The sequence below is a fragment of the Belliella marina genome (assembly GCF_042682445.1).
Lineage (GTDB): Bacteria > Bacteroidota > Bacteroidia > Cytophagales > Cyclobacteriaceae > Belliella > Belliella marina.
Map to the genome: position 1 here is coordinate 43932 of NZ_JBHUHR010000015.1, position 13052 is coordinate 56983.

15 protein-coding genes are annotated in these 13052 nt (G+C 37.6%); all 15 read left to right on the plus strand.

Features of this window, described 5'->3' with window-relative positions:
- The first annotated feature begins 198 nt into the window (after nt 1-198).
- Nucleotides 199-738: a hypothetical protein gene (locus ACFSKL_RS04425; RefSeq protein ID WP_376883840.1), complete on the plus strand. Its 540-nt coding sequence runs from the start codon at nt 199-201 to the stop codon at nt 736-738.
- A gap of 166 nt (nt 739-904) precedes the next feature.
- Nucleotides 905-1435, plus strand: a complete 531-nt coding sequence (locus ACFSKL_RS04430) for a hypothetical protein (protein WP_376883842.1) — start codon at nt 905-907, stop codon at nt 1433-1435.
- Nucleotides 1436-1610: 175 nt separating this feature from the next.
- Complete coding sequence (locus tag ACFSKL_RS04435; RefSeq protein ID WP_376883843.1) at nt 1611-2450, plus strand: LytR/AlgR family response regulator transcription factor; 840 nt, start codon at nt 1611-1613, stop codon at nt 2448-2450.
- 86 nt (nt 2451-2536) lie between these two features.
- Nucleotides 2537-3178, plus strand: a complete 642-nt coding sequence (locus ACFSKL_RS04440; RefSeq protein ID WP_376883845.1) for a dioxygenase family protein — start codon at nt 2537-2539, stop codon at nt 3176-3178.
- Nucleotides 3171-3800 carry a YceI family protein gene (locus tag ACFSKL_RS04445; RefSeq protein ID WP_376883847.1) on the plus strand — a complete coding sequence of 210 codons (630 nt, stop codon included), beginning with the start codon at nt 3171-3173 and terminating at the stop codon, nt 3798-3800. Before ACFSKL_RS04440 ends, ACFSKL_RS04445 begins: the two co-directional genes overlap by 8 nt.
- A 56-nt stretch (nt 3801-3856) precedes the next feature.
- Entirely contained in the window at nt 3857-4480 is a 624-nt protein-coding gene (locus ACFSKL_RS04450) for a hypothetical protein (protein ID WP_376883848.1), read from the plus strand.
- A 593-nt stretch (nt 4481-5073) separates the two neighbouring features.
- A complete protein-coding gene (locus ACFSKL_RS04455) occupies nt 5074-5781 on the plus strand; it encodes an SIMPL domain-containing protein (RefSeq protein WP_376883850.1) in 708 nt (235 codons plus the stop codon).
- A gap of 318 nt (nt 5782-6099) precedes the next feature.
- Entirely contained in the window at nt 6100-7098 is a 999-nt protein-coding gene (locus ACFSKL_RS04460; RefSeq protein WP_376883851.1) for an alpha/beta hydrolase family protein, read from the plus strand.
- A 58-nt stretch (nt 7099-7156) separates the two neighbouring features.
- Complete coding sequence (locus tag ACFSKL_RS04465; protein WP_376883852.1) at nt 7157-7369, plus strand: ester cyclase; 213 nt, start codon at nt 7157-7159, stop codon at nt 7367-7369.
- Nucleotides 7370-7548: 179 nt separating this feature from the next.
- Nucleotides 7549-7845: an RNA polymerase alpha subunit C-terminal domain-containing protein gene (locus ACFSKL_RS04470; protein WP_376883854.1), complete on the plus strand. Its 297-nt coding sequence runs from the start codon at nt 7549-7551 to the stop codon at nt 7843-7845.
- Between the two features lie 51 nt (nt 7846-7896).
- Nucleotides 7897-8274 (plus strand): VOC family protein, encoded by a 378-nt coding sequence (locus tag ACFSKL_RS04475; RefSeq protein ID WP_376883856.1) that lies wholly within the window; start codon nt 7897-7899, stop codon nt 8272-8274.
- A gap of 104 nt (nt 8275-8378) precedes the next feature.
- Nucleotides 8379-10637 carry an amidohydrolase family protein gene (locus ACFSKL_RS04480; protein WP_376883858.1) on the plus strand — a complete coding sequence of 753 codons (2259 nt, stop codon included), beginning with the start codon at nt 8379-8381 and terminating at the stop codon, nt 10635-10637.
- Nucleotides 10638-10893: 256 nt separating this feature from the next.
- Entirely contained in the window at nt 10894-11067 is a 174-nt protein-coding gene (locus ACFSKL_RS04485; protein ID WP_376883860.1) for a hypothetical protein, read from the plus strand.
- 219 nt (nt 11068-11286) lie between these two features.
- On the plus strand, nt 11287-11826 hold the full coding sequence (locus tag ACFSKL_RS04490) for an RNA polymerase sigma factor (RefSeq protein WP_376883861.1): 540 nt from the start codon (nt 11287-11289) through the stop codon (nt 11824-11826).
- Nucleotides 11827-12058: 232 nt separating this feature from the next.
- Nucleotides 12059-13036 (plus strand): FecR family protein, encoded by a 978-nt coding sequence (locus ACFSKL_RS04495; protein ID WP_376883864.1) that lies wholly within the window; start codon nt 12059-12061, stop codon nt 13034-13036.
- Nucleotides 13037-13052 lie beyond the last annotated feature (16 nt).

The window sequence follows — 13052 nt, forward strand, 5'->3', positions numbered from 1 at the left end:
TTTATTATCAGCACATATACGAAATATTTGAAACTAAAAACGGAGTAACGAATTATCGGAATTATGCAAAGTATCCTGGCAACCTCCGTGACGCCAAGGAATTTGTTAAAAAGTATAAAGACCAAGTGCGAAATGGAGTGAAGACGCCATGATGGCGTGAAGAGACTCGTTGTAGAGCATTTGAATCTAACTAACGAAATGCCACTTGACAAAATAAAATATACCGACAAAAAACATATACTGATTGTTGGAAAGTCTGAAAAAGAAAGGAAAGATTACGTTGACGATATAATCGCAACAACGGACAAAGTTGTTTATCGTTTTGAACGAAATCTAAATGACTTTGATGAATATATTGAACAAGTCAGAAATTTATTTCCATTTATACCTTACAATTGGAATGAACAGAATCCTAAAAAATGGACTTTGAATCAAATTTGGGATTTCCATTTGGACTGGACTGATGACACATTTAATATTCTAATTATACTTGAAGAATTTGATAAAATTGAAGATAATTGGAAAACAGAAATCATTCGGGACTATTTCACAACAACTTATGACCAAGAAAAAGCCAGGAAATCTCATTTGAATTTTCAACTGATTCTTACTCTTCCTGAAGAGAATCAACTAATTAAAAATGTGGTTTCCGAATTTGGAAAAGATGTAAATGAAAAAAGATCTGAAGAACAGATTATACATGGAAAATTGGAAGTAATAAATTTAGAATCAGAATAAAAACGCTCTACAATAGCGTATAACAAAAATGGCGGGATTTGTGCTGAAACGAGAGATTTGTTTATTTTTAGAAACTTAAAGTTTAACCGAAAAACTTGAGCATTTTAGCTCGCCACTTAATGTTATACGCAAGAAGTTAGTCAACGGCAAAAAGAAGGAACAAGTAATGAATAAGATTTTAGGTACAATCATAATTTGTCTACTATCCTTTGATAGTGTAGCTCAGACAAAGGAGTTCACTGCAATGGAATATGTCGGTGGGATAGGAAATCGAATTCTTAAAGTTTGGGTTACGGACAGTTTAATATTTGCTGCCAAAGTTAAAGGCTTGACATCGGTGACGACATATTCCCCTCTGGACAATACACAATTAGTTGTGTCACCAGAAAAAAGAAATAATCCTGACTTCTATGTGGATGAAGAAAAAAGCATCCTGTATAGCCATATAGACTTTTCCTCAATCACTCCAAAAAAATTCCTCGAAATTGACAATAAAAATTTTGTAATAAGAAAAATTGACATCCTTGAATCTTATCATAAATCTAAAAAAAAATGGGGAATGGGAGGCTACACTCATAATGGGCGAATATTTGTTATCTCGACTCCAAATGAATTTAATTCGAAAAAGAAAAGGGAATTGATTTTAATCGGTGACCAAGATGAAAAGCCCATATTAGAATGGATTAAGAAACATTAATACCCACTAACATCACCTTGGATCAGTTCCGAGTAATTATGAAAGTTCACTATCTTTAAGAAGTTAGGAGTAAGCTGGAAGAGTAGCGCTCCGAATGCCTGCCTTTGGCAGGCGAAATCGCGCTACCGCCAATGCTAAGAAAAACCGGGCAGAAAAAATCAAAAGACATCAATGTATGGCAAACACGATTGCAAACAACGAATCCGGGCAGAATTTTGCACAAAGTATCGGTAAAGTCCTTTTTGTACTTTCAGGGATATTTTTATTCATTGTTGCCCTGACTGTCTTTCAAGATTTATTGGAATCAAAGAGAAGCGGTATTGTTTTCAACCTTAACGAGTCAATTCTCTTTAAAACTGTTTGGTTTCTGTTCATACCAATATTAGTCATTTTGTACATTAGACTGAAAAATGAGCGGTTAAACAGTTTTACCAAAATGACAGCTTTTATTGTTTTCCCCATCGCAACCCATCTTCTCATTTTACCTTTTGTCGGTGTGCTTTTCTCTGTACTTTTCTATGAAGGACGATATGACCTCTACAAATTTTTTTCATACACATTGGCACACGACCTGTATAAATTGGTTATCGTCTATACAAGCTTTGTGTTGGGCTACAAGTATTTTTCGAACCCTACACGAAACATGGACAGTAAGGAAACCAAACCTACATTGGATACCATTGTCATCAATAATGGAAAGGAAAATACGATTGTTTATGTTGAAGATATTGTCCAAATTACTTCTGCGACACCATATATCTTCATCCATCTCGATCACAAGCAGTATCTTCACTCCGAAACCCTGAAATCCATTTGCAGCGTATTAGATAGCAGTTTCTTTGTTAGGGTACATAAATCGACAGTGGTTAACATCACAAAGGTCAGCTCGTTCAAATCCCGCCTCAATGGCGACTACGATTTGCAGTTGACAAACGGGGAGTTGATAAGGTTAAGTAGGACTTATGTAGCCGATTTCAAAAAACACTTCAAGGCAAGTCATCGGGTTAAGGTATAAAATCATCTGCTTAGACCATTCCATTTTTTTGCTTCTTTTTCTGCCCATAATTTTGTCGAAACAGCAAATTTAAAATACATCAGATTATGGAGATTAAATTCAAAACATTTCAGTTATGCTTTTTATTGGTTTTGTGGATAGGCACATCTTGTGATGCCCAAACAAAAAAAGCAACAACCCTACTTGTTGGGGGTGGATGCGAGGGCTGTGAAGCAATCTATGAGTATGGGGACAAAAAATTAACCCCAATTGATACATTGCCCGAATTTCGAAACAACGAGCCTCAATTGAAAATTACGGGAACAGTATTTAAAAATGACGGCAAGACACCAGCAGAAAATGTCATTATCTACATCTACCACACCAACAGACAAGGCATCTATGAAATCAGGGGCAATGAAACAGGTTGGGCAAAAAGACACGGGTTTATCCGAGGATGGATCAAAACAGGGAAAGACGGAAAATATACGTTTTACACCTTTAGACCTGCAGCATACCCAGACGGCAGCGAACCCGAACACATTCATACTACAGTAAAAGAATCTGATAAAAATGAATACTATCTTGATGACTATCTCTTTGACGATGACCCAATACTCACCCAAAGCGTAAGGAATAGATTAAATAATCGGGGTGGTTCAGGAATTATGAAACCAATCGAGGAAAACGGAATGCTTACCATTGAGCGGAATATTATTCTAGGCAAAAACATACCGAATTATGAATAGGTTACATTATTTATTCATTCCTTTGTTGGTAGTCTCTTGTATTGGCAAACATAAATCAGACGCCCCAAAAGTAACTGTAAAGCCCACCGTTGGACAAAGCGTGGAATTAGAAGCCGACACGCTAACAATGAACCTGGAAAAATCAATAATTGGTTGGGTTGCTACCGAAATGCGAGGTGCAAAAAGACGTACAGGAACCATTTCATTTAAAGATGGCTTATTCCTTAGCCAAAATGGTGAAATAGTTGGCGGGAAATTTATTGTTGATATGGAAACAATGGATATAACTGATGTCCCTATCCACGAAAAGATTGCCCGAAAAAATCTGCTCAACCATTTGAAAAGCGATGATTTTTTTAATGTCACACTTTACCCTATATCAACATTGGAATTGACAGGCATCCAAAAAATGAAAAACAATAGTCTTAAAATTTCAGGAAACTTAACCATTCGGGAGATTACAAAGAACATTGAGTTTTTTGCACATCAGAAAGGTGACAATTTTAAAACAATATTTACCTTTAACCGACTCGATTGGAACATTGCGTATGAGGGAAGTTGGGCTGACAAAACCCTTGTGGACAAGGACGTGGAATTGACAATCGAAATTGTGATGGAATGAACAGAAAACCGAGTGAAGCACAGGCTATAACATCACCCTTACATAATATGAATAAAATGAAAACACTCAGACTATTTTCTATTTTGATATTTCTCTTCGGTTTTACACCAGGCTGCAAGACGCTGAAAATTGGAAAAGGAGATAAAGAAAGCTTCAAAACACAACTGGCAGTATTTCAAAATGGTAATAAAATCAATATCGACAAGCCCATAATGACGATTGAAATTGCCAGAAAAGAATTTTCATTGAGGTTTTACAATAAGAAGTACGATTCTGAGAACAAGAAATTCTATTCAGCTCAAATTGCGGCTTTTACCGATAAATCTGAATTTGATAAAATAGAATCAGGTTTGTCAAAGTCAGACTTGCCTTGCTTTGAACCAGGCTCAGGAATGGCACCGGGCAGAAGCGGTAAGTACGAGACCTTAATATTCAATAATAGTGGCCACCACTATGCACCATACGAAAATTCAGAGAGCAAGAGAGTAACCCTTTTGAGAGAATCAGACGGGCTATTCGAGCTTGGATTTGAAATCAATGCCCTATACTACGACAATAAAGAAGTCAAAATGACCGATACTGAATTGACAGAGTTTTATATAGCCTTCCTAATTGACAAAAACCTGGACGGAATAATTGACAAAGGAGAATTGAATAAGCTAATCATCAAAATAAAATAAAGCGCATAGTCGAGGCAAAGGTGAATCCAAGCCTTATACCTCTCACTACCTGTCCCGTCACACTGGAGAACCATATCCCATACGAAATAAGATGTGAACCTCACTCCCACTCCTTAAGGGAGCTCTTAGTATGCAGTCGGTTAATAGTCCATTATGTTAGACTAATTTGTATCCCATTTCCCAGTGACGTTGTTCTTACTTTTTGCTTCCGATTGAATCGGAACAGGCATTGATGCATCCGCTACGCCAGAGGTGCACAGGCACAGCGGACTTGAAGAGAAAAGTAACCAACCACGAAAGCTTTCGGGGCAAGAATTTCGAATGCTCCCCCACTGTTGCCACCGCCTGCCTCCCATAAAGTGAGACAAGCCGTCCGGTAATAGGGCGTCAGGCTCGCTCGAAATTCGTTCCCGCCCGCATCAGGCGGTTTGCGTTGAAAACAAATAGTTTTCTCAGTGAAAAATACCCTACAGTTGGTATTTTAAGTTTGAAAGGGAATTGGTATGTTTGGTAATTGGGAAATATCCGCCATGATGGCGTGAAGAGACTCGTTGGCAGCCATAATTTCACGACAACCAAGTAAAATACAGACCATGAAAAAATTATTCTTTATATTACTAATTTCTCCTTTCTTAGCCAATGGACAAACTGGGGACAAAAATTTTATAGACCAGAATTACATTGAAGTAACTGGAAAGTCTGAAATAGAGATAAGTCCTGACTTGATTTACATTAAAATTCTAATCAACGAGAAAGACAATAAAACTAAGACTCCTCTTGCTGACAGAGAGAATACGATGATTTCAAAATTGAAAGAAATCGGAATAGATATCAATAAAGACCTTTTAATAAAAGACATTTCAAGTAATTTTAAATACTATTGGTTAACTAAAAGTGAGATACTATTGGCTAAAGAATATCAATTATTGGTTAGAGACGGTAAGACCGCAAGCAAAGTTTATATTGAACTTGAAAACATCGGTATTTCAAGCGTATCAATAGACAGGCTTGACAACAGTAATATTCAGAAATATAGAAAGGAAGTAAAAATTGACGCAATAAAGGCTGCAAAGGAAAAAGCAGAATCGCTTGCAAATGCGATTGAACAAAACATAGGCAGAGCCATTTATATTCAAGAACTAGAAGGTACTCCACCGACCGTTTCAAATCGAATAGTAATTAGAGGAGCGAACTCAATATCGAATTCATCACTTTACGGCTCGAGAGCACCTGAACCAGATATGGACTTTGAAAAGATAAAGCTTGAGTATTCAATAATTTGCAGATTTGAATTGAAGTAGAAAAAGAAATTACGGCTGGCAACAAAATTCATAGAGTCTGCTGAAAAAGTCAGATTTGCGTAGGATACGAGTTGGCGAACTGAAGCCAATGAAGTAGTCCCGATGGCCAAGGGTATCGGGATGACGCTGGCTAACAAAACCAAGTCAATATACTGCAAGGTTTTTGCGCTCATTTGCTCAAAAAACCTACACAAGAACATTGACTATGTGAACTGTCCCATACATTACCAATTGGTTTTGTGTTTTTAAGCAGACCCTACATATGGCATTCAGTTTTTTTAGGTTGGTCAAAATATTGAAAAAACAACATGGTATAAAATGAAATACATACTAACATTTTTTTACTGTATAATTGTAGCTCAAGTTTTTGGACAAATAAAAAGTCCTGAAGACTTTGGGTTTAGACATTTTGAATATATGTTTAATGGAGATAAAGTTGACATCTTGGTTAAATCGAAAAAAGGGGAAGAAGGTATCAAAAAACCGATTTTTTTCTTTTGCCAAGGTAGTTTGCCACAACCATTGATAAAATTTGATGAACATGGCACATATGGCGTTTTTCCATTTAATACAGATAGCTTATCAAACAAATTCCATATTGTTATAGTAAGCAAACCCTATATTCCAATAATTTCAAATGTTAATGATTTAGGTGAAAACTTTTCGTATCAAGACAGTTTAGGTCAATTTCCGAAATCATATTCCGAGAGGAATCTTCCTGAATACTATGTAAGCAGAAATCTTAAAATCATCAAATACTTACAAAAAAAGGACTGGGTTTCTAAAAAGCAGTTAGTCGTAGCAGGACATTCAGAAGGCAGTACGATAGCTCTTCTAATGACATATAAATCTCGTTTAATTACTCATTTGATATATTCAGCTGGGAACCCATTTGGAAGAATGATGTCAATTATTCAACAGAGCAGAGAGTTTGAAACCGATACTGACAGTATTTCATATGGAGAAAAGCAAATTAAATTTTGGCAAGAGGTGGTGGAAAACAAAAACAATATGGATGCATCTAAAGGGGATCCATATAAAACGACGTTTGACTTTTCAAAATCACTTATTACTAATTTTGAAAAAATAAACATTCCATCATTGGTATGCTATGGCACCAAAGATTGGAGCGCACCATTTAATGACTTTCTAAGAGTAGATATGATTAGAAAAGGAAAGAACAACTACACTTTTCAAGCATACATAGGAACTGAACACAACTATTTCCCTTTGACATCAGATAACAAACCTAATCATGATGTGTATAATTGGGACAAAGTAGTAAATGATTGGTTAAAATGGCTAGAAAAGAATTAGGTACGAACGCATAATCGTAGGCGAATATTTTCCTGATTAAAGTATAACCTTAAATCAGGTGATACCAAATGAAAAGGACAACTGTGTCACTGTGGCTTGGGAATACAAAGGAACTCATAAGAATGGTGATCTTTTCGGAGTTAAATCATCTGGAAAACAAGTTTCGGTAAAGGGAATGACTTTGCTGGAATTGGAAAATGGTTTGATAAAAAAAGAAAATGGAATCATGGATAATTTAAGTTTGATAGTACAATTGGGGGCTTTAGGTTAAAAACCCAGCGCACAATATTATACGCATAATTCTGGTTAAAATATTGAAAATGAGTATTTTTAAACTTGGCAAACTTAACGGAAGCCAGAGAGTGTACAGCCCCCTAGCCCGCTTTACGCTAAAACTTTGTAAAAAAACGACACAGAAAAAGAAAACAGCGTTCCAAATAGACAGAACATATGGAGACTGGGAAAATCAAAAAAACCTGCAAACATGGACATATTTTCTACAAAAGTAGTGACTGTCCGACTTGCCCGACTTGTGAAAAGCTTAAGAAACCAGCATCGGGGTTTCTAGCACTTTTAAGCAATCCAGCAAGAAATGCTTTGCTTCATCACGGAATAGACACAGTTCAGAAATTATCCAAATTAACAGAGAAGGAGGTTTTGAAAATTCACGGAATAGGAAAGGCTTCTTTGCCTGCATTCAGAAAATCACTCGAAGAACAAGGCTTGACTTTCAAACAAAACGATTAAGCCAATATTGGGAACAATTGGATTTACACATCACATTCTAAAATTAAAACAATGACTCAAAAGATTTTAGGGCTTAGAACAGCCATCTACAAGGTTAGTAACATTGATGCCGCCAAAAAATGGTTTGCACAAGTATTTCAAACGGAACCTTATTTTGATGAACCATTTTATGTGGGTTTTGAGATTGGAGGTTACGAACTTGGCCTTCAACCCGAAAGTGAACCAAATCTTGACAAGGCGGAAAGTGTTGTCACATATTGGGGAGTGAACGATATTAACAAAGAGTACGATAGGATAAAAGATTTGGGTGGGAAGGAACACGAAAACCCCAAAGATGTTGGAGGTGGTATAATGGTTGCAACACTAAAAGACCCTTGGGGAAATATTATCGGTTTGATACATAACCCACATTTCAAAATCAACAACTAATATCCCAAAACAACAAAGCACACTGGGGAACTTCAAGTGCAGCAAACGGTGAATCAATTTGAATGGATACAATGCATAGAGAATGTAACCGACAAGTACAGATCATGTACAAGCTAATATTTTTACTTTTCACCTTTTTGCCAATCTCCCAAGCTTCGCATGGACATGGTATGGGTAGATATGAAGAGCTTACAGCTGACACAATCAAAGCTTCTGACTATCTAAAATCCTTTTTCAAAATCAACAAAGACAAATTGGCATTGAAGAATGTAAAGATAGTCGATGGCACTGCGGGGGAGATCAAAAATTCACAGACTATTTTGATTGTCAAAAACAGGATTTTTAAAGTTGGAGATACATCAGAGGTTGATATTTCCGAAGATTTTTCAATCATTGATTTATCAGGACGTACTGTCATTCCCGGAATTGTTGGGACACATAACCACATGAGATTGCCACAGGGAGCTATGCTCTATACTTCACCCAAACTATATTTAGCTGCTGGTGTAACAACCATTCAAACCTGTGGAACTGGCAACCCTAAAGAAGAAATCGAAATCGCAAATGCCATAAAAAACGGTCTACAACCAGGTCCTGACATCATCAACTCCGGACCATATATCACAGACCCTAGTGGAAAAGGAAATTTCATCCGTTTCTACAATGAAGACAAACTTCGGGATACTATCAGGTATTGGGCAGAACATGGGATAAAATGGTTTAAAGTTTACAGACACACCCGTCCAAAAGACCTGGCAATAGTTATAGACGAGGCTAAGAAATACGGAGCCAAAGTAACTGGCCATTTATGTGCCACAACATTTGAAGAGGCTGCCCATTTGGGAATTAGCGCTATTGAACACGGTTTTCTCCATAGCTATGATTATGCTGAAGGCAAAGAAGCCGACCTTTGTTCAGGGAGCACGGACTTCCGCACAGATCTGGATATCAACAGCGAAGAAGTAAAAAATATCCACCAGCTTCTAATTGACCGGAATGTTGCGATCTCTTCGACACTTGCGATTTTTGAAGCACAGGCAAGAGGTGTCGCCGAACCAAGATCCCTAGCTGCCCTTTCCTCCATACATAGAGAACAATATCAAGAAAGACGTAAGAGAATGGATGAAGAAGGAGACAAGTGGTATTTCAAAGAAAAGTGGCTTTATCAAGCCATGGCATACGAATTGGCATTTTACAAGTCTGGAGGCTTGCTCACTGCAGGTCCTGATCCAGGACTGCATAACCTACCTGGATATGGAGATCAGAAAAATTACGAATTGCTTATTGAGGCAGGGTTCAAAACCGAAGAAGCCATCCAGGTAATGACCTCAAATGGCGCAAAACTTTTAGGGCTGAATGATACTGGTGAAATCCGTGAAAACTATATTGCCAATTTAGTAGTATTACACACTGATCTTGAAACCAATCCCAAGGGAATTCAAGAAGTAGAATTGGTGATTAAAGACGGAAATGTCTATGACCCAATAAAGCTTACTTCACCTACCCTGGGTCATGTTGGCTCAGAATCAGACAATGACATGACATACTTTGGGTTAAGTCCTCCCGGAAATGAACCAGAGATTTTTGCCGCCCACCAAATCTCCAAACCTGACAGACATGAATTTGGATCTGTTTTTTCCAAGGATGGAAAAGAATTCTTTTTTGGTATAGACACGGAAGGTAAAGCAGAAATATGGTCTTCGAAATTATCAAATGGTGTATGGACTGATGCAGAGGTTGTTTTAACACATAAGGACTACAGTTTTAATGACCCCATGCTTTCTCCAAATGAAGATAGGCTATACTTTATTTCCGACATGGCATTGAATGGGTATGGAGAAAAGAAAGACTATGATATCTGGTATGTGGAACGTCTAAGGGAGCATTGGTCAGCACCTAAGAATATTGGCTCCCCTATCAACACAGTAGCCAATGAATATTACATTTCATTTGGCAATGATGGCAGTATGTATTACGCTTCAAACTTCAACTCTGAAAGAAAAGACAGTAAAAATTTCGATGTGTTTCGTTCAGCATCAGTAAATGGAAAATATCAAAACCCCATCAAACTAAAAAGCAAGATCAATACCAAATACTATGAAGCGGATGCGTTTGTTGCTTCAGATGAAACCTATCTAATCTTCTCTTCCATTAGGGAAAATGGATACGGCCAAGGGGATCTATATATAAGTTTTAAAGATCAAGAAGGGAATTGGACAGAGGCAAAAAATATGGGAAGTGAAATAAACAATGAACACCATCAGCTATGCCCCTTTGTATCAAAGGATGGGAAATATTTATTCTTCACAAGCAACAAGGATATTTATTGGGTAGATGCAAAAATTATTGAAAAGTATAGATGAACAGGTTTAGAGTTCTTTTGGCAAAATAAAGAAAAGGCTTGGTTCGATTTATTGAAAAGCGCAGCCCCGAACTCCCCGCCAAATCCACACTTCATTTATACAAAGAGAAACCCATCTAACAAAAAAACAATCCCATCAAGTACTTTTTACCCCTCTTCACACTTCTTAACTTCCATTAAATATTCTTAAGATGAATAGAAAGCCCTTTGTAACTAAATTCGCATCTTGTTATTATTTAAATTTTAATTGTGACGAAATGCGGAAATTCAGAAAAACAAAAGGTTCAGACCTAGCGGACAGTTATAAAAAGGGATGGGAGTTGGCGACAGATAGATTTGAAAAACTAAGCAATCAATACAAGTTGTTTGGGAGTGTCAACCAAGTATTGCCAAATCCAATATATTTCAGGACAACAAACCAAAAAGGCTAGGCCTATCGATGGAAGAGCACAGGATTCGTGACACCATTCTTAGACATTATAAAGACAGCAGCAAATACTATTGCTTCAACCATGCCCCAAAAGATTGGGAAAAACAAATTGACAAAGGAATTGCTGCATTCCCCCTACCGATTTAATGATTTCATAACTGGCTTTTCCCATTCTATCCTGATGCAATAGCTATTTTAGTGGTTCTTTAACCGCTGCCCTATGGACTTTCCGGACGATTCCCTTCTACACCAAATCAAAAAAGGGGATAGTAAAGCATTTGAGACCCTATTTGACAGATACTACAAGCTGTTGGCAACACAGGCATATGCGAGAATCGAAGATTGGGACAAATCAGAAGATATTGTCCAGGACATTTTTGCAGATATATGGCTAAAAAGGGCCAAACTGAATATTCAGAGCAGCCTGAGAGGCTACCTGCTAAGTGCCGTAAAATACAAAGTCTATAGACACATCGACCAAAGCAGGTTAACAGACTCCTTACAAGGACACCATGACATCAACCAAAGCATTTCAGGAGACATTCTAGCTTTTGAGGAGCTTTATGAAGAACTCAACCACCTATTGGATAGCTTGCCATCCAAAGAACAGGAGGTTTTTCGGCTAAGCAGATTCCACCAACTCAGTACTGAAGAGATAGCCAACAAGCTTAACATTGCCCCACAGACTGTCCACAACAAGATGCACCAGACACTTCGGTTTTTGAGATCCGAATTGAAGCACCATTTGTTTATCCTTTGAATTTCCGATACTCTTTCCTACAACAGGAAAAGATCAAAATTTGATTGTTTTTTTTCAGAAGATCCCAATAGGCAGATAGTTTTTTTGTCAGTAAGCACTCCCATTCCAGGAATCGATCTGGTATGTATATTATCAAAAGGTGAACTTTATATTTTTATCATAACCATTTCATAATCGGTTTTTTCGGTAGTGGAGATCCTTTTTATACACTTCATTCCAATAAGCACAAGGAATGAAAAAACCACAAAAACAACCTCTTCAAATCCAATTACTGATTGCAAAAGCACTCCGTGGAAAGATTGACCCCGAAGAAAAAGAATTGCTGGATCGATGGTATGAAGAAAAAGGGAAAAGCACACATATCCCCGAATCCCAAGTTGTCCAGTTGAATACCAAAAAGGCATTGAAACAAACAAGGAAAAAACTTTCCCCTCCTACCAAATCGATCCCAAGCTGGGTTCGGGTAGCAGCTGCCATTTCGGCTATTGCTGGCTTTGTTTACCTTTTGAGCCATTCCATAACCCCACCTGTCTCTAAAGGGGATATGATCAGCTACCAGACCATCGAAAACCAAAGGGGAATGCGCAAACATTTGCTTCTGCCAGATGGATCCAAAGTGACCATGAATGGAGAAAGCAGCTTGAAGATCCATCGCCTGTTTTCCAAGGAAAGAACTATGTATTTGGAAGGCGAAGCCTATTTTGAAGTTGCCAAAGACAGTATGAGACCATTTAAAGTTTTTACAGAAATGGCTATCACTGAAGTATTGGGGACTTCTTTTTCCATCAAAACCCAAAGGAAATCACAGGAAAAAATAGCCGTAAATGAAGGTATTGTCAAAGTGGTTGCAAAATCAACAGATCGAGCCAAAGAAAGCAAAACGCTAACAGCCGCTCAGGCTGTTGAGCTGCACAATTCCCATGGCTTCGGTCTTGTTCAACACATAGAACCCACCTCCACCTTCGGATGGGTACGGGGAGAATTGCATTTCGAAAACAGTCCTATCATGGAAGTGATGGAGACTCTGGGAGACTGGTATGGACTGGATGATATAGACTATTCGGGTATCAACCCTGCCTGTAAAGTAACCGGAACTTATACCAAAGTGGTATTGAAAGACATCTTGGAATCTATCAAATATGCAACAGAAATAAACTATGAGCTCAATGGAAAAAAATTAAAAGTAAGTCAGGGAAAATGTAAGGGGTGAAGCCAATGCCGTAGCA

Excerpts from the sequence above, each read along its gene's own strand:
- ACFSKL_RS04460 (WP_376883851.1), top strand. The coding sequence starts at position 6,100 with ATGAAATACATACTAACATTTTTTTACTGTATAATTGTAGCTCAAGTT.
- ACFSKL_RS04445 (WP_376883847.1), top strand. The coding sequence starts at position 3,171 with ATGAATAGGTTACATTATTTATTCATTCCTTTGTTGGTAGTCTCTTGT.
- ACFSKL_RS04470 (WP_376883854.1), top strand. The coding sequence starts at position 7,549 with ATGGAGACTGGGAAAATCAAAAAAACCTGCAAACATGGACATATTTTC.
- ACFSKL_RS04440 (WP_376883845.1), top strand. The coding sequence starts at position 2,537 with ATGGAGATTAAATTCAAAACATTTCAGTTATGCTTTTTATTGGTTTTG.
- ACFSKL_RS04430 (WP_376883842.1), top strand. The coding sequence starts at position 905 with ATGAATAAGATTTTAGGTACAATCATAATTTGTCTACTATCCTTTGAT.
- ACFSKL_RS04495 (WP_376883864.1), top strand. The coding sequence starts at position 12,059 with ATGAAAAAACCACAAAAACAACCTCTTCAAATCCAATTACTGATTGCA.
- ACFSKL_RS04455 (WP_376883850.1), top strand. The coding sequence starts at position 5,074 with ATGAAAAAATTATTCTTTATATTACTAATTTCTCCTTTCTTAGCCAAT.
- ACFSKL_RS04450 (WP_376883848.1), top strand. The coding sequence starts at position 3,857 with ATGAAAACACTCAGACTATTTTCTATTTTGATATTTCTCTTCGGTTTT.
- ACFSKL_RS04435 (WP_376883843.1), top strand. The coding sequence starts at position 1,611 with ATGGCAAACACGATTGCAAACAACGAATCCGGGCAGAATTTTGCACAA.
- ACFSKL_RS04490 (WP_376883861.1), top strand. The coding sequence starts at position 11,287 with ATGGACTTTCCGGACGATTCCCTTCTACACCAAATCAAAAAAGGGGAT.
- ACFSKL_RS04480 (WP_376883858.1), top strand. The coding sequence starts at position 8,379 with ATGTACAAGCTAATATTTTTACTTTTCACCTTTTTGCCAATCTCCCAA.
- ACFSKL_RS04475 (WP_376883856.1), top strand. The coding sequence starts at position 7,897 with ATGACTCAAAAGATTTTAGGGCTTAGAACAGCCATCTACAAGGTTAGT.
- ACFSKL_RS04425 (WP_376883840.1), top strand. The coding sequence starts at position 199 with ATGCCACTTGACAAAATAAAATATACCGACAAAAAACATATACTGATT.
- ACFSKL_RS04485 (WP_376883860.1), top strand. The coding sequence starts at position 10,894 with ATGCGGAAATTCAGAAAAACAAAAGGTTCAGACCTAGCGGACAGTTAT.